This window comes from Sinosporangium album (assembly GCF_900100605.1).
Classification (GTDB): Bacteria; Actinomycetota; Actinomycetes; order Streptosporangiales; family Streptosporangiaceae; genus Sinosporangium; species Sinosporangium album.
Genome location: NZ_FNCN01000010.1, coordinates 20,047 through 39,830, shown reverse-complemented (window position 1 = coordinate 39,830; position 19,784 = coordinate 20,047). Strand labels below are relative to the sequence as shown.

Annotated in this window: 13 protein-coding genes and 1 pseudogene; 10 read left to right on the top strand and 4 right to left on the bottom strand. The window is 67.2% G+C overall.

The window, feature by feature from the left end:
- Window positions 1–170: 170 nt before the first annotated feature.
- Complete coding sequence (locus BLQ73_RS12490; protein ID WP_218125812.1) at window positions 171–1,046, bottom strand: FAD-dependent oxidoreductase; 876 nt, start codon at window positions 1,044–1,046, stop codon at window positions 171–173.
- A pseudogene (locus BLQ73_RS12485) lies at window positions 1,031–1,171 on the bottom strand (sigma factor); the annotation flags it as partial. The pseudogene BLQ73_RS12485 and the gene BLQ73_RS12490, both read right to left, overlap by 16 nt.
- 442 nt (window positions 1,172–1,613) lie before the next feature.
- On the opposite strand from BLQ73_RS12485, the gene BLQ73_RS12480 reads away from it, so the two are divergent.
- From BLQ73_RS12480 to BLQ73_RS12450, 7 genes are all read left to right on the top strand, one after another.
- On the top strand, window positions 1,614–3,065 hold the full coding sequence (locus BLQ73_RS12480; protein WP_093170594.1) for a GMC family oxidoreductase: 1,452 nt from the start codon (window positions 1,614–1,616) through the stop codon (window positions 3,063–3,065).
- Window positions 3,066–3,085: 20 nt separating this feature from the next.
- The gene (locus BLQ73_RS12475; RefSeq protein ID WP_093170593.1) at window positions 3,086–4,333 is read left to right on the top strand and encodes a GNAT family N-acetyltransferase; all 1,248 of its coding nucleotides are present in this window, start codon (window positions 3,086–3,088) and stop codon (window positions 4,331–4,333) included.
- Window positions 4,334–4,382: 49 nt separating this feature from the next.
- Window positions 4,383–5,615, top strand: a complete 1,233-nt coding sequence (locus tag BLQ73_RS12470) for an aminotransferase class I/II-fold pyridoxal phosphate-dependent enzyme (protein ID WP_093170592.1) — start codon at window positions 4,383–4,385, stop codon at window positions 5,613–5,615.
- A 61-nt stretch (window positions 5,616–5,676) separates the two neighbouring features.
- Window positions 5,677–6,966: an aspartate aminotransferase family protein gene (locus BLQ73_RS12465; protein ID WP_218125811.1), complete on the top strand. Its 1,290-nt coding sequence runs from the start codon at window positions 5,677–5,679 to the stop codon at window positions 6,964–6,966.
- Window positions 6,963–7,916 (top strand): inositol monophosphatase family protein, encoded by a 954-nt coding sequence (locus BLQ73_RS12460; protein WP_093170591.1) that lies wholly within the window; start codon window positions 6,963–6,965, stop codon window positions 7,914–7,916. Before BLQ73_RS12465 ends, BLQ73_RS12460 begins: the two co-directional genes overlap by 4 nt.
- The gene (locus tag BLQ73_RS12455) at window positions 7,916–8,944 is read left to right on the top strand and encodes a zinc-dependent alcohol dehydrogenase (protein WP_093170590.1); all 1,029 of its coding nucleotides are present in this window, start codon (window positions 7,916–7,918) and stop codon (window positions 8,942–8,944) included. Before BLQ73_RS12460 ends, BLQ73_RS12455 begins: the two co-directional genes overlap by 1 nt.
- Entirely contained in the window at window positions 8,941–11,052 is a 2,112-nt protein-coding gene (locus BLQ73_RS12450; RefSeq protein ID WP_093170589.1) for a beta-galactosidase, read from the top strand. The genes BLQ73_RS12455 and BLQ73_RS12450 overlap by 4 nt, the downstream gene beginning before the upstream one ends.
- A 69-nt stretch (window positions 11,053–11,121) precedes the next feature.
- On the opposite strand, the gene BLQ73_RS12445 is transcribed toward BLQ73_RS12450, so the two are convergent.
- Window positions 11,122–12,273: an MFS transporter gene (locus BLQ73_RS12445; protein WP_245691049.1), complete on the bottom strand. Its 1,152-nt coding sequence runs from the start codon at window positions 12,271–12,273 to the stop codon at window positions 11,122–11,124.
- A 388-nt stretch (window positions 12,274–12,661) separates the two neighbouring features.
- On the opposite strand from BLQ73_RS12445, the gene BLQ73_RS12440 reads away from it, so the two are divergent.
- The 3 genes from BLQ73_RS12440 (at window position 12,662) to BLQ73_RS12430 (ending at window position 17,350) form a co-directional block, all read left to right on the top strand.
- Window positions 12,662–13,402 (top strand): DeoR/GlpR family DNA-binding transcription regulator, encoded by a 741-nt coding sequence (locus BLQ73_RS12440; RefSeq protein WP_093170587.1) that lies wholly within the window; start codon window positions 12,662–12,664, stop codon window positions 13,400–13,402.
- A gap of 14 nt (window positions 13,403–13,416) precedes the next feature.
- Window positions 13,417–14,055, top strand: coding sequence for an HAD family hydrolase (locus BLQ73_RS12435; protein ID WP_245691031.1), 639 nt, complete (start codon window positions 13,417–13,419; stop codon window positions 14,053–14,055).
- Between the two features lie 469 nt (window positions 14,056–14,524).
- Window positions 14,525–17,350, top strand: coding sequence for a helix-turn-helix transcriptional regulator (locus BLQ73_RS12430; RefSeq protein WP_093170586.1), 2,826 nt, complete (start codon window positions 14,525–14,527; stop codon window positions 17,348–17,350).
- Window positions 17,351–17,411: 61 nt separating this feature from the next.
- On the opposite strand, the gene BLQ73_RS12425 is transcribed toward BLQ73_RS12430, so the two are convergent.
- Window positions 17,412–19,718: a transketolase-like TK C-terminal-containing protein gene (locus BLQ73_RS12425; RefSeq protein WP_093170585.1), complete on the bottom strand. Its 2,307-nt coding sequence runs from the start codon at window positions 19,716–19,718 to the stop codon at window positions 17,412–17,414.
- Between the last annotated feature and the right edge of the window lie 66 nt (window positions 19,719–19,784).

The following is a 19,784-nucleotide window of genomic DNA, read 5'->3' as shown; positions in this document are numbered from 1 at the left end:
AGCCCAACGGCAAGCTTCTTCCCGGCTCACTCGCCAAGTTGTGCGGAATTCGGAGGCGGCCACTGGCCAGCGTGATCAGTCTCCCGCAGGGATGGCCGCGACGGGTGGATTGAGCTCGGCGCCGCTGTCCCCGTGTGGAGAGACAACCGAGCGGGTCCCGGCCGCACCCGTCAGTGGCCGATGCCGGGGATGAGGGGTACGGCCCAGGGCGCGCGGGCCGCGAGCCGGAGAAACCTGACGGTGGACCGCACTATCTGCTCCTTGACCCAGGCGGCGGGGCGGCCTGTGAGCACGGCGTCGCGCGGGGAGTCGTCCGGCCGGACGAACTGGACGAGGCCGTCGTGCCGCCCCAGGCTGACGCAGAGGATGACGAACCCGAAGCTCAGAGGGTGAGGCTCCTCGCCCCGCATCTCGGCGACGATCGCGCTCGCGACCGCCGACCCGGCGGGCAGCGCCGTCGCGCACGCCATGCGCAGCGGGCCCGCCACCACCGATCGGGCGTCGGCCGCGTCGCCCGCCGCATACACCTCGGGATGCGAGACGGAGCGCAGCGCCGGGTCGACGGCGATGCGGCCGGACGGCGCGAGGGACAGCCCGCCGAGGCCGGCGAGTTCGGTGCCGGCCGCCATCGAGGCGGCCCAGAGTACGGCGTCGGCCTCGATGTCGTCGGCGCCCGCGACCCGCCGGCCCTCCTCCACGCGCACTCCTCGGGACGTGAGAACCGTACGGAGGTGGTCGCGGCCCTTCCGCAAGAAGCCCTGGCCCAGGGAACCGGCCGTGATCAGACTTACCCGGTGGCCCCCGCCGCCTTCCGCGATCTCGGCGGCCATCTCGACGCCGGTGAGGCCGCCGCCGACGACCGCCACGGACCGCGGGCCGCCGGCGAGGTGCCGGTGCAGCGCCGCCGCGCTCTCGGCAGTGTAGACCGCACGCCCGGTCTGTGGACCGTATGTGCCTGTGCGGCTGCCGAGCGCGTAGACCGGCCGGTCGTATAGGCCCGCGGGTCGACGATCTCCTCCACCTCGGCCGCCGACAGCGCCTGCCACCGCAACCACGTCTCCTGCACCGCGTCCTCGGCGTCAGCCACGGACCCCGTGACGCGATACGCCACGGCCCACAACCGTCCGCGATGGCTCACGAAGACCTCGTCGGCACTCTGTCTCGACGACATGAAGAGGCCGTCCTTCCCCTTCGGCCGCGGTGACCCCGCGGAACCTAGCGGTGTTTGTTAAATCAAGGCGGCGGATAATCCGCTTGTGCGGGGCACCCTATGGAGGGACCCGCCCGTGACCAAACCCGGAGTTGCTTTTCGCCGCGCCTGAGCGCGGGCTCTACGCCATGCTTCGCGCGCTGCGACTTCATGTGGGGAAGGCCGCGTAAACGCAGGTCACGTTGGGATCGATCGTGGGTGGAGCCTGCTCGCCGATCATGGTGTCCGTGCGCCGAAGCGGCCCTGACATGATCGAGTGCGATGCCCACGGCGTCTCCGGTCGCTGCCCCGGAGGGCAGCGACTGGTCGTCAGATGACTGGTCAGGTGTCAGATGCCCCTGCGGGATCCGAGTCGAAAGCTTGACGTGGAACAGGTCGACGGATCTTTCGGGGAGGCCGGAAAGTGGGAACGGAACAAGCCTTCGACTTCGTGATCGTGGGTGGTGGGGCAGCCGGAGCGGTCCTTGCGAATCGTCTCGCTACCGGCACCACTGCGCGGGTCCTGCTTCTGGAGGCGGGGCCCGATATCGAGGAGGCACGGATCGCCGACCCGGAGCGCTGGGCCTCTTTGCAGGGCACCGAGCTTGACTGGGATTTCCGTACCTCGCCTCAGCCGGAGCTCAAGGATCGCGTGGTCCGCTGCCCACGTGGGCGGATGCTCGGGGGCAGCACGTCGATGAACGCGATGGTGTGGATTCGCGGGGACCGGCGCGACTTCGACAGCTGGGGGATTCCCGGATGGGGCTCCGAGGAGCTTTGGCCGGCTTTCGAGCGCGCGGAGTCCGTGGACGAGTCGGGGACCGGTTTTCGCATGACCCGGCGCGAAGGGCGCCACCCCTGGTGTCGCTCTTTCGTGCAGGCGGCTGAGGAATCGGGGTTCCCGTTCGTGCCCGATTTTCATCAGGGGCAGCTCACCGGGGTGGGCTACTACAGCGTTACGGCTTGGGAGGGGCGCCGCCAGAGCGCCAAGGACGCCTATCTCACGCCTGCCGCGGGTCGGCCGAATCTGACGGTTCGAACGGGAGCCGAGGTCAGCCGCCTCGTCATTCATGGCGATCGGGTGACGGGGGTGGAATACCGCAGGGGCGGCACCAGCGAAGTTGTCGGAGTCACGCACGAGGTGCTCCTCGCAGCCGGGGCGGTCGGCAGTCCGCATCTCCTCTTCCTGTCCGGTGTCGGTCCCGCGGGGCGTTTGCGTGAACTCGGCCTGGACCAACATGTCGATCTTCCAGGGGTGGGCGAGAACCTCCACGACCACATCGCGCTGTCGGTCGCCTTCACCGCGGCGGACGCCGACCCGGCCGCGTCTCGGTCCGGCCTCGGGGAGGCGGGCTTGTTCGCCGGAGACCGGCACCACGTCTGGCTTGGCCCCAGCACGGACGCCGACGGGCGCTTCTTCTCACTGGCAGTGGGGCTCACCCATCCGGCGAGCCGGGGCAGGCTCGTGTGGCAGGCGGACCGGAGTCCCGTGCCCGACCCCGGCTATCTCAGCTCCTCCGCCGATCTCGAGGATCTGGCCGAGGGAGTGTCGCTCATCGTGGACCTGGCTCACACCGCGGCGCTGCGGCCGCTCTGGGGCGGCGCGCCTCCTGAGGTGCTGAAGGCTGATCGCGCAACGGTGGCCGACTATGTCCGCCACTCCGCCGGCACTCAGTTTCATCTGGTCGGCACATGTCGGATGGGTACGGACGATTTGGCCGTGGTGGCACCGGATCTGCGTGTCCGGGGTCTTGCGAACGTCCGGGTCGCGGACGTCTCGGTGCTGCCGGAGATCACGACAGGTGGTCCGCAGGCGCCGGCCTACGCCGTCGCGGAACAGGCGGCTGAACTCATCTGTGTGGAATACAGCGGCTGATAAGCCTAAGGGGACTGACAATGACGTTGGCGGGAGACGGCTACGAGCTTTGCGCGCCGGAGCCGCATCAGTTCGACGAACTGGCCGCGGCGATTCACCGGGCATACGGCGGATTCCCTGATCCGCCGGAATTCCATGAGATGAATCAGAAGATCTTTGAGTTCGACCGGGCCATTGTCGTTCGGCGTGACGGCCGGATCTGCGCGACCAGCACGATCTATTCCCTGGAGATGACCGTGCCGGGCGGCCCTCGGCCGGTCGCCGGTGTCGGTTATGTCAGCGTCATGCCTGACCACCGCCGCCGCGGGCTCATGCGCCGCATGATGACGCACACGTTCACGACGCTGCATGAGACGCAGGCCGAACCGGTCGCCGCCTTGCATTCGACGGAGGCGGGGATCTACGGCCGGTTCGGGTACGGCATGGCCGGCCAGGTTGTGCGGCTGACGATTCCGCGTGGAGCGGCTGCCCTCCTACCGGAGCGACCGCGTGATCCGTCGCTCCGCCTACGGGCGACCCGCCCCGAAGAGATCGCCGATCTGGTGGCGCCCTGTTACGACGTCAACGTGCCTATCCGCCCGGGCATGTTGCGTCGCGATGCCCTGTGGACCCATCGCGCCCTGATGGACCCTCCGGAGGCCAGAGGCGGGTGCGCGCCGCTTCAGGCGGTCGTCGTCGAAGACGATGACGGGGCGCGCGGCTACGCGCTCTACACCGTCCGCTCCAACTGGGTGGACTCATCTCCCCGAAACATCGTGCTGGTCAGGGAAATCTACGCCCGCGATCCGGCCGCCTATGCGGAGATCTGGGCGACCCTTCTGGACCTGGATCTCACGGCGACGGTCCTTGCCGAGACCAGGCCGGTCGACGACCCCGTCCTCGCGATGCTGGCCGACGTTCGCACCGCCGTACCCACACTCCGTGACCAACTCCACGTGCGTCTGGTGGATGTGGATCGGGCGCTGGCCGCACGGACCTACGGCTGCGACGTCGATCTGGTCCTAGAGGTCGAGGACGACCTCTGCCCCTGGAATCGGGGACGTTGGCGGCTCAGCGGCGGAGTGAGCGCAGCCGAGTGCCATCGCACTCACGACCAGGCCGACCTGTCGGTCTCGATCCGTGCTTTGGGGGCCGCCTACCTGGGCGGCGTCTCGCTCAAGCAGCTGGCCGCGGCGGGAGCGGTCACCGAGCTCCGGCCGGGTGCGCTGGCGGTCGCCGCCGCCGCGTTCAGGCACGATCCCGCGCCTTTCTGCCCCACCATCTTCTGATCTCCTTCCGGACGACTATCGCCCTGGCGATATTTCTTTAGGAGGTACCGTGCCCGGTCCGGGATACGCCTTCATGGACGAGCATGAACGCGACAAAGTGCTGGAGGTCCTCGACTATTGGCGTGAACATCGCTACGACTTCGACAATCCTGGCTCGACCTCAATGGTGCTGCGGTTTGAGAACGCGGCGGCGGAGAGGTTTGATGTGCCGTACTGCGTGCCGGTCAACAGCGGGACCTCCGCTCTGCTGGCGGCGCTGGCAGGGCTCGGCATCGGCCCGGGTGACGAGGTCATCGTGCCGGGATACATGTTCGTGGCCTCGATCGGCGCCATCGTCCACAGTGGCGCCACTCCGGTGCTCGCCGAGATCGACGAGTCGCTGACCTTGGATCCGGTGGACGTGCGAGCCCGGGTCACCGAGCGTACCCGCGCCATCATGGCGGTGCACATGCTCGGGGCGCCCTCGAACCTCGCCGCACTCCAGGAAGTCGCCGATGAGTACGGCCTTGCACTGATCGAGGACAATGCGCAGGCGACGGGCGGGACGTACCGGGGCGCCTTGCTCGGGACGATCGGGACCGTCGGCACTTTCTCCCTCAATCACTTCAAAGTCGTCACCGGCATGGACGGCGGCTTCGTGTTGACCAGCCAGGAGAGGCTGTTCCAGCGGGCGCACTCGTTCCACGACCAGGGATGGTTCCCCCACCGGCAGGAGGTCGGTGAGGGCGATCTGATGTTCGGGCTGAACCTCAGGATGAGCGAACTGAATGCGGCGGTCGCCCTCGCGCAGTTGGAGAAGCTCGACTCGGTGCTGGCGCGGACACGGGCCGTGAAAACGCGTCTGCTGGAGGGGATTCCCGAGCAGAAAGGAATGCGCCGCCGGCTTCTTCATGACGGTGACGGCGAGTGCGGAACGCTGGCCGTCTTCATCTTCGACTCCGCCGAGTCCGCCGCATCGGTGGGGGAGTCGTTCGGATGCAAGACCCTGATCGACTCTCCCAAGCACTACTACGGCGGGCTGCCCGCCCTGGCGGCGCTCGGGCGGGGCGAACGCGGCCCGACCCCTTTCCGCGTTCCTCAGGAGAGCGACCTGTGCCAGAGCTACGGCAAGGGAGCGCTCCCGAAAACCGACGATATTCTTTCGCGGTCGATCGCATTGTCGACCGGTGTTTCCGACAGCTATCTCGGCGCCGGTAACGGAGTCGGCCCCTTCAGTAAAGAGGCGGACATCGACCGTATCGCCAAGGAGTTCACCTCTGTTGTAGCGAAAGTCCTCGGCTGACATTCATCGAGACCAGTGCACCTTGTGCTGTATCTCAACGTGACATAGAAGGGGGCCGGCCGTGACCTCGGTCGTAACTCAGCACGATGTCAGACAGACCATCAAGGAACACATCTACTATTCGGTCGCCGATACGCGTATGCTCCGCGGCGAGGGGGTGTTCCTCTACGACTCCGAAGGACGCTCTTACATCGACTGCGCCGCCGCCACATTCAACCTGAGCCTCGGCTACGGACATCCCACGGTGATCCAGGCCATCAAGGATCAGGCGGACCTGCTCATCCATCTGACGTCGAGCTTCCAGTCCGACCCCATCAACGAATTGGTCGCCAGACTCGTCGAGGTGTCGCCGAAGAGCCTTACCAAGGTCCACCTGAAGGTCTCCGGCGGTTCGGAGGCCAATGAGGGCGCCATCAAGATGGCGCAGGTGGCCACCGGAAAGCGTGATGTGATCACGTTGTTCCGCAGCCATCTCGGGCAGTCGATGATGATGTCATCGCTTTCGGGAAACGCTTTCAGGAAGGAGCCTTTCCCGGTCATCTACCCCGGTGGTATTCATGTGCCGGATCCCTACTGCCACCGGTGCTTTTATGCACAGCAACCTAGTAGCTGTGGCCTTCTGTGCGTCAAGCGGATCGACGACTTCGTGGAATTCGCGAGTTCGGGGAGGGTCGCCGCGGTCGTCGTGGAGCCGATTTCCGGCAACGGCGGAAACATCGTGCCGCCGGACGGGTATTTCCAGGCGCTGCGCCAGTTCTGTGATGACAACGACATTGTCCTGATCTTCGATGAGATCCAGACCGGCATCGGCCGCACCGGGCGCATGTTCGCGGCCGAGCACTTCGGCGTCGAGCCCGACGCGATCACGGTGGCCAAGGGACTCGGAGGTTCCGGCGCGCAGGTCGCGGGAATCCTGACCAATGATCGGCTGGCGGGTCTGCCGGGGCACCACCACTCCTTCACCTACGGCTCCAATCTCTTGGCCGCCGCCGCGGCCAACGCCACGCTCGACATCGTCGCCCAGCCTGAATTCCTGGAGAACGTGCGCACCGTCGGTGACCACATCTGCGCCCGCCTCACCGATCTCCGCGCGCGGTTCCCGCAGATCGGGGACATTCGCGGAGTCGGATTGATGATCGGCTTCGAGCTTGAGGATCAGGCGGGGGAGCCGGATGTCGCGCTGACCAACCATCTGGCCGACAAGGCCATGGAACACGGCCTGATCATGAGGACTTCCCGCTACGGGTTCGGGAACGTCCTCAAGATCCGGCCGCCACTCACTCTGACCATGGCCGAGGCCGACCTCATCTGTGACCGGCTTGAAGGTCTCTTCCACGAGGAGCTCGCATGAAAGACCTGATGCTCGGGATGGCGCGCGCCATTCGCGCCGAACTCGGTGCCGGGCGCCTGGTGGGTCAGGCCCGGCGGGTTCTCGGCGACTCTCCGGGGGGCGACGCGCAGTTCGATATCGACGAGACCGCGGAACGGGTCGCCTGGGACTACCTCCAGGCCAACGCCACCGAGCCCATCGCCGTCTACACCGAGGACCGCGGGCTCCGCACGACCGGACCCGACCCCCGCCACGTCCTCATCGTGGACCCCATCGACGGCACGCGGCCGGCCTCGGCCGATCTGGAACTGGCCAACGTCTCCATCGCCGCCGCTCCGATGTCGGACGATCCGGTCCTCGGCTCCGTCGACCACGCGCTGCTCCTCGAACTGAAGACCGGCAACTGGATGTACGGCGGAGCCGACCAGGCCGGCATCACCGGCGAGGGCTATGCGGGCGTCCTGCCGAACCTCAGCCGCAACGAGGAACTCGCCACCATGTTCTGGTCGATCGAGTTCAACGGGCATCCGATGAGCCTGATGACCGCGGCCTATGCCCACCTCGTCGATGTGTCGGCCAACACGGGCGGCGTGTTCGTCTTCAACAGCGCCTCATTCTCCATCTCGCGGATCATCACCGGCCAGCTCGACGCCTACGTCGACATCGGCAACCGGCTGCTGCACGATCACCCGGAGACCGAGGCCGCGTTCCGCAAGGCCGGTCGGGGAAGCATCTTGCACCTCTTCCCTTACGACATCGCCGCGAGCGTGTTCCTCGCCGAACGCGCCGGCGTCACCATCACCGACGCCTACGGGCGCTCGTTGGCGGGCACTCGCCTGTTCGATCTCTCACCGGAGAACCAGCAGTCGTGCATCGCCGCGTCCACTCCGACCCTCCACAAGCGAATTCTCGAATCCGTTGTCTGGGACCTGAACGGTACCGCCCATACGGCCAAGGAAGGCGTTCTGTGATGCGAGCCCTGCTGCTGACCGATGACCTGCGCCTGGAACTGGGCGAGCGTGCGCGTCCTACGGTGAAGTCACCGCACGACGTGCTCGTGAAGATTCATCAGACCGGCGTGTGCGGAACAGACCGAAGCGTTCTGGTGGGAAAGTTCTCCGCCGAGCCGGGCGTGGTGATGGGGCATGAGGCGGTCGGCGAGGTCGTCGAGATCGGACCGGAGGTGACCGCTCTCACCCCCGGCGACCGAGTGATCGTCAACCCGACGCTGTACTGCGGACGCTGCGACATGTGCCTGCGGGGTCAGACCAACTTCTGCCACGACAAGACCGGTAACGAGATCGGCATCGACCGAGACGGCTCCTTCGCCGATTACATGGTGCTGGAGGACCGGTTCCTGCACCTCATCCCGGCCGACGTCTCCTACGATCGCGCTGTTCTGACCGAACCTCTGGCGTGCGCCCTGAACAACCTGGACGCGGCGCAGATCCCTTCCGCGGAACCCGTTGTGGTCATCGGAGCGGGCCCCATCGGTCTGGTCTGCGCTGTGGCGGCCCGACATCTGGGCAGCGCCGTCACCCTCATCGAGCGCGACTCCTTCCGGCGTGACCACGCCCACAAGCTGATCGACGGCTTCTTCACCTCCGGTGTCGACGTCGTGGGCGCCGGTTCGGATGATCGTCCCGACCGGGCGCCGACAGTGATCGACACAGTGGGCAACCAGCTCGGCCTCGCCATCGACCTGGTCGAGGACGCCGGCAGCGTCGTGGTGATGGGCTACGACAGCCGGGCCGAGGCCACCGTCCGCCCCCTCCAGATCCTGCAACGCGGACTGCGCGTCACCGGGGCGGGCGACTACCGCGGCCCGCACTTTCCCCGCGCCGTCGAGCTGGCGGCCCGGCTCCCCCTGGAACGGCTGATCTCTCACCGGTTCACGCTGGAGGAGCACGAGGATGCCTTCGCCGTACTGGCAGCCGCTCCGGAGACCGGTTACAGCGCGCTGAAAGTCGTGATTCAGAGCGCGGGGGCGACCGAATGAAGCCGGGCGCGGGAGCGGCTGCGCGTCTCGCCGACCTGCTGCCGCTCTCGCCCCGCCGCATCCCGATCATCGCCGAGTACCCGTACTATCGGGCCCACGCGACCGCCTGGCAGCCGAATCTTCGCGCTCTGCGCGAGCTCGGTGCGGACGTCATAGCCACCTATGTGCCGTGGCGACTTCACGAGCTCGGCCTTTCCTCCGACAGCGAGCTGGAATTCGACTTCCAAGGCGACACGCACCCGCAGCGGAATCTGCTGGGGTTCATCAACCAGGCCGCTCGCGCGGGATTGCTGGTGATCCTCAAACCGGGGCCCTACATTCACGGTGAGGTACGGCTCGGCGGCCTGCCGGATCGCGTCACCCGCCGGCCGCCTCGCAGGTCGGCGGTCGGCGATCCCCTCACCGAGGAACTGCTCCCCATGCCGTCGGGCTTCGACGAGAATTTCGCCCGTGACGCGGTCGAGTGGCTGAACGCCTTTCGGCGGCACGTCGTGGAGCCGTTGGCGGGGCCCGACGGCCCGATCGTCGGTCTCCAGATCGGCAACGAGGGGATCTTCGGTGAACTGCATGCCGCTCTAGACGCCGAGGACTTCTCCACCGCGGCGCTGGAAAAGCAGGCGAAATGGGCGGGCGATGTCCCCTCGATCCCCGCGGATCCGGTCCGGCGCGCCCAGTGGGCCCTGTGGAGCGGTGTAGGGATGCACGATGTCCTGGAGACCTATCGCGACGCTCTGGAGAGCCGCATACCGATAGTGCACAACCTCTCGCTGCCGGGCCTTCCCGGTCCGCACCGGGCACCGGAGGCGTGGATAGTCCGCTCCACCTCCGCATTGCCGGACGGTGTCGTCGCCACCAATACGAGCTGGACCGGCAACCCGTTCTCCTCGGACGGGGCGCTGACAGCCCTCTGGCTCGGGATGCGGCTGCACCGGACCGACTGTCTGGAGGAGAACTGGGGATTCACCTGGGGCGACGAGTCCTACGCGAGTCCCTCCGTGCCGCTGTACAACTCCTTGCTGGGCCTCGCGTTCGGATCCAGCGTCGTCAGCATCTACACCGCGTGCACGACGTACCACTGGGCACCGGAAATCGGCCCTGATGACAAAGCATTGCGCGCCGAAGGCAAGAAAGCGGAACACTATGCCCCGCCGTACTGCCCGGGGGCTCCTCTGGACGAGTCCGGTGGGGTGCACCCCAACGCGTTGGCGATGCGTCTTATCAGTGTCTTCTCTGACTGGGCGGGTGGGGCACTGCGCAGGGTACGGCCGGAGCCCCGGGCCCGCCTGGTCCTCGATCCGGTGACCGTGGCGGAGTCGGCCTGGCCCGTCGAGCCGGATGGCGGGGCGGCTGGAGGGCCGGCACCCGCGAGCGTCGCCGCCGAGGCGTCGATGCTCTGGATGCTGAACAGCGGCGTCGAAGTGGACCTGGCGGGTCCGGCCGACGCGCCGTCCGCTCCTGACGCCGCCGCGACCTGGCTGGTCGCCGGCGGCGGGGCAATGAGCAAGGGCCGCCAGCGGGAGCTGGCGGAGCTGGTGGCCGCCGGACGGCGATGCGTTGTCGTGGGGCCTGTCCCGGAAAGGGATGAGACGGGACAGCCGTGCGATCTGCTGGATCGAGCCCTTCGAGCCTCACCCGCCAACTGTCATGTCATCCCCGTGGCCGCGGATCTGGATACGGCGGCACGCGATGTCCTGCGGGCGCTGGATACCGAGCCGTCCGCCGATGGCGGCCTGCTGATTCTGCGTCGGAGCGACTCCGCGAGCGACACCACCGTGATCTATCTGTTCAGCCGTTCGGACACGGCTCAGGAGGTCGACGCCGCCTTCCTGGCCCCGGGGGTCTCCGTACGGCTGGCGCCTCACGGCGCCGCCGTACTGGTGACCGTCGCGGATGAACTCCGCAGCTTCCTGATCCACACCGGTCCGGAAGGCGGGGAGCCCGCTCAGATCGGGACGGGGGTGGGTGAGCCCCCGATGCTCGTTCACGGTCATGTCGCCGGACGGCGGGCGGCGCGCGGATGGCAGGTCTGGCCCGAGGAGCCGGATGGGCCGGATGAGCCGGACGGGCCAGATGAGCCGGACGGGCCCGGTGAACGGTCGCCGGCCTGATCAACGTGGTTAGTGGTAGGCCCTCCGACCATGGGGGGCCTACCACCGTTCCGGCTCAACCGAAGGAGGTCACGTGGCTCCCTTCGCGGCGCCGGAGACGCGGTTCGCAGGCGCGTCGTGAGGAGCGCGCAGCGGCGATGCCAAAGACCTGATGACCAGCGCCACGAGCACACACACGGCTCCCATGGCGGCGATCGTGGTGGGGATGACACCAGGTCCCCATTGTTCGACCGCACCTCCGACAAGGCTTGGCAAGACCCCGCCGAGCATGGACATCGCGATGACGTAGGAGGTGACTCCAGGGACGCCCGGCAGTTTTTCGGTCAGCCAGATCAGGCCGGTCGGGAAGAGCGGTCCGACACCAATGCCGGTGAGGATGTAGCCGACGGGGGCCGCCGGGTTCCAGTGGGCGAGAACTGTGCCGACCATGACCAGCACAAGGCTCGCGAGCACGATCTGCTGCGCGGTGAAGAAGCGCGCGATCGGGCTGATGGCGAACCGGATGCCGGTCAACGCGAGCCAGAAGGCGGAGGTCGCCATGGCGGCCGGGCCGGCTGCCCAGCCCAGGCTTACCAGGTGGGACGTCTCCCAGCCGCCGACGCCGGACTCGACCCCCACGTGCAGCACAAAAAAGATCATGAAAAGCGCGGTCATTCGGCCCACGGCCGCCCAGCGGACATCCTGCCGCGTGTGACGCACGGGGCGTCCGGAGACGCCTCGCACCGTCAGGAGTGCGATCAAACACAGCGCGGCGCATACGACGAAGGACCATACGTACATCTGCCGGGGAAGCGCCCCGATGAATAGGGGACCGAGGACGGCTCCGGCGCCGAAGACGCCGTGAAGCAGGTTCAGCATGCCGGTGCCGTTCGACCCGTAGTACTCGATGAACAGCTCGTTCACCCCGACGTCGATCCAGCCGAAGCCAAGGCCGACCACGAACGCCGCTGCCAGTGCCGCGGGCCACACCGGTGCCATGGCGAAACCGAGGCATCCGACGGCGGTCGCCGTGAGCGCGATGATGAGGAAGGCCCGGTTGCCCCACCTTCGCATCCGGGAGGTGCCCAGCACCCCGAGGAGCGCGCCGACGAAGTGCATCGCCAGCACCAGCCCCACCTCGCCTGCGGAGATACCGAAGCGGTCTTGCATGCCGGGCACTGCCGGGCCGTACAGGGCCTGGAGTGCACCGATCACCACGAACGACACGAACATGCCGAGCATGGCCACGCGGGTAAAGCTCGTTGCCGTTCCTGTTCCGGGGGGCGCGGCTGCAGTACTAGTCATGAGACCCCATAAGCGATGTGGCGGGCGAGGGTGTTGGTGAAAAGGGCGGATCGAAGATCCGTGCGCGGCCGGGCGGCCGCACGGAGAATCTCACACTCCTTCTGGTAGATCTTTACTCGACCTGCGCCCTGCGGTACCGGCGCGGAAAGTGTGGCCGCAAAGCGCTCACCTCCGTATACAGAGCATTCGGGTGGTGCCGGTGGCCTTCCCTGCTCATCACGGTCTGCGGACATGTGTGGGCGGCGTGCGTCGGCAAACCTGAGCGAATGCTTGACATAGACACATCTATCACGTGAAGTAGCACACATGGAAGGTTCGAATCGCCTTGCTGGAAATCATCGCCAGGTTGCGAACGGCGCAACGGGTCACGGTGGGGGAGCTGGCCGAGCAGACCGGGTGCTCGGAAATGACCATCCGCCGGGACCTGGATCAGTTAGCCGATCAGGGGGTCTTGCGGCGCGTGCGAGGGGGCGCCGTGAGCCTGATGCTGAGAGGGGAGGCGCCGCCGTTCGCCGTGCGCGAGCACGAGGCGGTAGACATCAAAAAGCGGATCAGCCGCAAGCTCAACGAACTGGTGGCGGACGGGGAGTCCGTCATTCTCGACAGCGGCACCACCACCTTGCAGGTCGCCCGGGCGCTGGCCTACCGGCGGATCACCGCGATCCCCCTCGACCTGCACTCTGCGAACGTTCTCAGCGGTGGGGGAGACGTGAAGCTGCTCATACCCGGCGGGGAGATCCTGCCGAGAACGCTCTCCTTCGCCGGACACCTCACCGAGATGTCCCTGCGCGCGCTGCGCGTGGACACCGCCGTGCTCTCCGTCTGCGGGATGTCGTCGCAGCACGGGTTGACGGCACACGATCTGGCGGAGGTGCCGATCAAGCAGGCCGTGCTCTCCGCGGCTCAGCGAAAGATCGCGGTATGTGATGGCTCGAAATTCTCTCTGACCGGTCTCGGCCACGTCTGTCCGGTGAGCGAACTCGACGCGATCATCACGGACGACAGTGCGCCGACCGCGGAACTCGACAAGATCGAATGTGCTGGTGTGGCTGTGATCCTGGTGTGAAAGCGGGGAGACGCATGGGTGAGATGGCGGCATCGAAGACCTCGGCGCAATGCTTCAGCGCCGTGGTCTTCGATATAGGCGGAGTGATCGTCGATTGGAATCCGCGGTATCTGTACCGCAAGCTCATCGCCGACTCGGCAAGGATGGAGTGGTTCCTGACCGAAGTGTGCTCCAGCGCCTGGAACGCCGAGCAGGATCGCGGACGGACGTTCGCTGAGGCGATCGAGGAGGTGAGCGGATGCTATCCGCAGCATCGGGAGTGGATCGAGGCGTACTGGAGCAGGTGGCCCGAGATGCTCGGCGGCCCGATACCCGGCACGACCGAAGTCGTCGGTGAGCTGAAAAGGTCCGGGACCGCGATGTTCGCGATCACGAACTGGTCGGCGGAGACATATCCGGCCGCAGTGGAGCGCCACCCCGTCCTGGAACTGTTCGAGGATGTCGTGGTGTCGGGCGAGGTGAAACTGACCAAGCCGGACCCCGCGATCTACCACCATGCACTGGACCGCTTCGGCCTCTCCGCCGAACAGGCGCTGTTCGTGGACGACAACCGCGCGAACACCGAGGCGGCGGCGGCTCTGGGCATGGGGACGGTGCTCTTCACCAACGCCGCCGAGCTGCGAGACGAACTGAAACGCCACGGCCGGCTCTGATTATCAGCGGATTTCCGTGACCCCGATCGCTATACGATCGCCGGTGCTCGAAGGCGCCCTTCGGCATTGGGGAAGCGGCCGGCGGCTCTGGCCGCGGATTCGCCACTGGATATCAGTCGAAAGATGATATCCGGGTGGGGCCGCGGCGGAGCCGTATTCGAAATGGGAATGCGGAGAGTTTGATGACTCAGGGTGAAGGGAGCCTGTTGGTAATCACGTAAGGTTAATATTGCATAATTTAGAGCCTCGGTGCATACTTAAACGAGATTAATCTGGCATGCGGGCGTAGGGGCGAAATCGGCGTCCGTGCACGGTGAGCTCCAGTGCAGGGGTGACCATACCTCCTGCTCGGTTCCGGTACGAAGACAGAAGTTGCGGGCACTGGACGGCGGACCTCCCGATCGGGGGTCTGCCTGTATCCCGGAGCAACGGTTTGCGACTTAGGGACAGCTATGCGTGCGAGGCAAAGATGTATGTGATATCGAGGGAAGATTGTTCGGGAGGGATTTTCGATCAAGCATTACTCGGGGCAGGTAACACCCTGAAACACCCTGAATCCATACCCACCCTGATCGGAAGAGACGTCGAACTGGGCAAACTTTCCGCCCTGGCCGAATGGACGCTCACCGCCGGCCAAGGGGGCAGCGTCACCGTGACCGGCGGCCCTGGAATGGGAAAAACACGTCTGCTGGAGGAGGTCAGCAGGGCGGCGCAATCCGACTTCACCGTCCTGTGGTGCTGCGGAGCCCCGTCCGAGGTGGCCGTGCCGTTCGCGGGACTCCACCAGATCCTCCACCCGCTTCAGCATCGCCTCAAATATCTTCCGGACGGTCACGCGGCTGCGCTGAACGGGGTCTTCGGCCTCTCTGAACCGCCCAAGGACAGACTGTCTCTGCCCTGCGCGACATTGGCGCTGCTCACTCTGGCGGCGGAGCAGAAGCCGTTGCTCCTGGTGATCGACGATGTCCAGCAACTGGACGAAGCATCGCTGGACTCCATCCTCTTCGTCTCGCGCCGCCTGTACAACGTGCCGGTTCTCGTGCTCATCGCGGCCCGTGAACACGAACCGACCTATGGCCGTCTGCAGGGCCTGCCGGAGATCCGGTTGAGCCCGCTGTCCCCTTCCGACGTCGGCTTCCTGATCAAACAGGTCGTGGGTGATCTCGCCGATCCGCTGGTCGATCGGATCATCCATGAGTCGTCGGGCAACCCCCTGGTCGCGATCGAGATCGCCGCTTCGCTCGCGTTCTCGACCGGCGAGGGGGCGGACATGCCCGACGGGCTGCCGTGCAGCGTACGGCTGAAGAGTACGTTCGGCAGGTTGATATCCGATCTCCCCGACCCCACCAAGCGGATGCTGCTGATAGCGGCGGCGAACGACAAGAGGGACGTGCACACCACGTTCTCGGCCACCGCGGCCCTGGGGATCGACACCGCCGCGTTCGCACCCGCGGAGCGGTCGATGGTGGCGACGGTGGTCGACGATGAACTGATCTTTCATCCGCCTTTCCTGCGGACCATTGTGTACAGCAACGCCACCTTCGGTGAGCGGAAGACCGCTCACCGTGCGCTGGCGAATGCGACCGCCACCACTCCGTATCGCCACGCATATCACCTTGCCGCCGCCACGTATGAGCCGGACGAGGAAGTGGCGAAGAAGATCACGGCGGGTGCCGGCCACGCCCGACATATGAGTGGCATGGTCACGGCTCTGCGGGCCCTGGAGCGCGCGACCCGGCTGAGTCAGATGCCGATGACACGCTTCCGTTTTCTCATCGACGCGGCGAGCTGTGCCTGGCAGGCGGGCAGACCATCACGTGCCGAGGCTCTTGAAAAGCAGGTGCCCTGCAGCACCGAAGACCCCTATCTGTTCACCGCCGGGGGGCTACTGCAGGGAGTCGTGGCGTATACGAGCGTCAACTCCGGGATCGCCCGCGGAGTTCTGCTGGACAGAACATCGCAGGCCGCTCTGGTCGACCCCTCCATAGCCGCCCACCTGCTCCTGCTGGCGGCTCGCGTGGAGCTCTCCTCCGGAAACCGGAGGAATCTCCGCGCCATCGGTCGGCAGCTCTCGGAGCTGTCCTTGGACCCCGACCATCCCGCCAGACTGTTCGGCGAGGCACTGAAGCGCCTGGCGGACAAGGACCTCCGGCAATCCGGGAGCGTTGACATATCCGCGGTCGGCCTGCTCCGCTCACTGCTGGCCGGGGAGCCGACCGTGTGGCCGGCAGTGCTCCCTCACCTTCCCGCCATGGGCGGCACCGCACGCGAAGCCTTCGCCCAGGCGTTCAGAGACCTCCGTTCGCAGGGCGCGACGGGCGTTCTCCCGCTCCTGGCCGTTTCGCTTCTCGCGCTGGAGCACTTCTTCGGCGATTGGGACGACGCCGAAGCCCTCGGAAAGGAGGCTCTGCTCTTGGCGAACCGGCTCGGGCAGCGGGCCGTCGCCGCCGAAGTGCAAGCGATGCTGGCGTTGATCGCGGGAGCGCGAGGCCAGAGCGAGCGGTGCCGGAGCCTCGTGGATGAGGCGCTGGGCAATTCGTCGCCGCGTGAGGACCACCTGACCTATGCGATCGCGCATTGGGCGCTGGGCCGCGCCGCGATGAGCACGGGCGACCCGCACTCGGCGATCCTGCACTATTCCCGCGTGACCTCGCCGAAGGACAACGCCTACCACTACGTGATCTCTTTCCTTGTCAGCGCCGATCTCATCGAGTGCCACGTGACGGTCGGGCAGACGGAGGAGGCGGGCAAAGTACTTGAGCAGGCCCAGGAATGGAAGCTCGACAGCGGCGCACCGCATCTGCTCGGTCCCATGCTGCGGGCACGCGCCCTGCTCGCCGCGGACTCCTCCCAATGCGAGCGGCTTCTCAGCGAGGCGATCGCCGGGTCCAAGGGGTCTCTCTTCGAGCAGGGCCGCGCGGAGCTGCTGCTGGGAAAGCGGCTCCGCCGCGAGAAACGCATTCAGGATGCCCGCCGGCACCTGCATTCGGCGGTCGGCGTCTTCACCTCGCTCCGTGCCGCGCCGTGGCTTGACCAGGCGGCGGCGGAACTGCGTTCCACTGGCTACAGCTGCCAGGCCGATTCGGGAGACGTGCCGGGTTGCCTGAGCTCCCTGACACCGCAGGAACTGCGAGTCGCTCAGATGGCCAGCCAAGGACTGACCAATCCGGAGATAGCCCGCCGCCTTTCGATAAGTTCGAGCACCATCAGGTACCACTTGTCGAAGATATTTCAGAAGCTGAACATCACCTCCAGGCGGCAATTGCTCCAGGCGGACCTGTTTCCCCGGGCCTGACCCCAGGGTTTCCCTCCCCGTCCCGCCCTCATCGGCGGGACGGGTCCCTTGTCGAAGCCTGTCAGTCGGTGAGGTCGAGGGCCGCTCCGACGATGCTGTCGGTGTCGATGCCGTGGTAGCGGTAGACATCCTGGATCGTTCCCGACTGGCCGAACTTCGTGACGCCGAGGGTGGTGGCGGGCACGTTGTTGATCGTGGCCAGGAAGGCCAGGGTGTGGGGGTGGCCGTCGAGGACGGTGACCAGGGGGGTGCCCCGGTCGGCGGGGAAGACCTGGTCGAGGATCCAGTGCGACCCTTCCGCGAGGCCGCGGCGCGCCTGGAGAGCCCGGAAGAGCAGGTCGGGGCTGGTGACGCAGACGACGTCGGCGCCGATGCCGAGCGCGGCCAGCCGGTCGGCGGCGGCCACGGCCTCGGGGATGAGGGCGCCCATGGCGGCGATGGTCACCTTGGGCGTCTCGTGCCGCCGCAGCGCGTACGCGCCGGCGACCACCTGGCGGCGGCGCCGTTCGCGGGCGACCGGGTCGGCGGGCACGGCGGCCAGGGTCTGGTCCACCGGGCGGGTGGACAGGCGCAGATACGCCGACTCGCCGTCCGGCCTGCCGAGCCGGTTCAGGGCCGCGAGCAGGCACCACTCGGTGTCCAGCACGAAGGCCGGCTCGTAGCTGGTGCAGCCCGGCTGCTCGATGCCGAGCGAGGGAGTGGTGATCGACTGGTGGGCTCCGCCCTCGGGGGCGAGGGTGACGCCTGAGGGGGTGCCGACCAGGATGGACTGGCCGCCGGCGTAGATCCCGAACGACCAGGGCTCCAGGGCGCGGTTGACGAACGGGTCGTACACGACGCCGATGGGCAGCAGCGGCTGCCCCCAGCGGCTCCAGGTGGTGCCGAGTTCGCCGAGGAGCCCCACCAGGTTCGTCTCGGCGATGCCCAGCTCCACATGCTGGCCGGTGGGGCGCTCCCGCCAGTGCAGGATCGTCTCGGCGTCGTCGGCGAACCAGTCGACGCGCTCGGACGCCGACCAGATGCCGACCTTGTTGATCCAGCCGCCCAGGTTGGTCGAGGAGCTGACGTCGGGGCTGACGGTCACGATGCGGGCCGCCGCCTCGGGGGCCTGCCGGGTGAGGTCGAGCAGGGCCCGGCCGAGGGCCTGCTGGGTGCTGCCGGTGCCCGACGGGGTGCGCCCGATGTCGGTGGGCACGGCCGCCGCCTGCTGCCCGGCCGCGGGCGTACGGCGAAGCCGTTCGGCCGCGCGGGCGCACAGCGCGGCCTCGGCGCTGCCGTCCGGGAAACGGCCCCAGGGGGCGTCCACGTCGGTGCCCATGCGCGCGGCCAGCTCCCGCATCTGCCCCTCGGTCAGCAGAGAGGAGTGGTTCTGCGGGTGGCCTTCGCTGGCGAGCCCGTGCCCCTTGACCGTGTAGGCGAAGATGATGGTCGGGCGGGTGTCGTCGATGCTCGCGTAGGCGTCGAGCAGGGCGCCGAAGTCGTGGCCGCCCAGGTTGCGCAGGGCGGCGTAGAGCGTGGAGTCGTCCAGTTCCGCGATCAGGCTGGCGATCGGCTCGCGGGTCGATCCGCCGCCGGGCAGGCGGTCGCGCAGTTCGGCGGGGGCGCAGCGCAGCAGCCGCTGGTATTCGGGGTTGCCCATGGAGTCCAGGCGCACCCGCAGTGCGTCGCCGCCGGGGCGGGCGAACAGCTCGTTGAGGAGCCGTCCGTACTTGAGGGTGAGCACCTGCCAGCCGGCGGCGCCGAACATGCCCTGCAGCCGGTCGGCGGCGATGCCCGGGACCACGCGGTCCAGGGACTGCCGGTTGAGGTCGACGATCCACACGATCTCGCCGAGGTCGGCGACCATGGGGTCCTGGACGGCCTCCCAGATCGCGCCTTCGTCGAGTTCGGCGTCGCCGAGCAGCGAGAACTGGCGCCCCTGGCCGACCCGGTCGAAGCGGCCGTCCACGTAGCGGCGGGCGATCGCCCCCCAGATCGGGGCGGTGGCGCCGATGCCGACCGATCCGGTGGAGTAGTCCACCGGATCGGGGTCCTTGGAGCGGCTGGGGTAGCTCTGCAGGCCGCCGAAGGCGCGCAGGCTGCTCAGGTATGACTCGTCCAGCTCGCCGAGCAGGTAGTTGATCGCGTGGAGCACGGGCGAGGCGTGCGGTTTGACGGAGATCCGGTCGCCCGCGCCGAGGTGGTGGAACCACAGCGCGGTCATGATGGACACCATGGAGGCGCTGGACGCCTGGTGGCCGCCGACCTTGAGCCCGTCCGGGTTGGGGCGAACCCGGTTCGCCTGGTCGATGATCGCCGTCGACAGCCACAACACCCGGCTTTCGACCGCCTGAAGCGTCTTCAGCGCGTCCCTCTGCGGGCTGTCCATGTCTTGTGAACCAGCCGACGCGGCACTCATCACCACGACCGACCACCTCCGATGCCGTGCCTAGCG

Excerpts from the sequence above, each read along its gene's own strand:
- BLQ73_RS12460 (WP_093170591.1), top strand. The coding sequence starts at position 6,963 with ATGAAAGACCTGATGCTCGGGATGGCGCGCGCCATTCGCGCCGAACTC.
- BLQ73_RS12455 (WP_093170590.1), top strand. The coding sequence starts at position 7,916 with ATGCGAGCCCTGCTGCTGACCGATGACCTGCGCCTGGAACTGGGCGAG.
- BLQ73_RS12450 (WP_093170589.1), top strand. The coding sequence starts at position 8,941 with ATGAAGCCGGGCGCGGGAGCGGCTGCGCGTCTCGCCGACCTGCTGCCG.
- BLQ73_RS12435 (WP_245691031.1), top strand. The coding sequence starts at position 13,417 with ATGGGTGAGATGGCGGCATCGAAGACCTCGGCGCAATGCTTCAGCGCC.
- BLQ73_RS12445 (WP_245691049.1), bottom strand. The coding sequence starts at position 12,273 with ATGCTCGGCATGTTCGTGTCGTTCGTGGTGATCGGTGCACTCCAGGCC.
- BLQ73_RS12425 (WP_093170585.1), bottom strand. The coding sequence starts at position 19,718 with ATGGACAGCCCGCAGAGGGACGCGCTGAAGACGCTTCAGGCGGTCGAA.
- BLQ73_RS12430 (WP_093170586.1), top strand. The coding sequence starts at position 14,525 with ATGTATGTGATATCGAGGGAAGATTGTTCGGGAGGGATTTTCGATCAA.
- BLQ73_RS12475 (WP_093170593.1), top strand. The coding sequence starts at position 3,086 with ATGACGTTGGCGGGAGACGGCTACGAGCTTTGCGCGCCGGAGCCGCAT.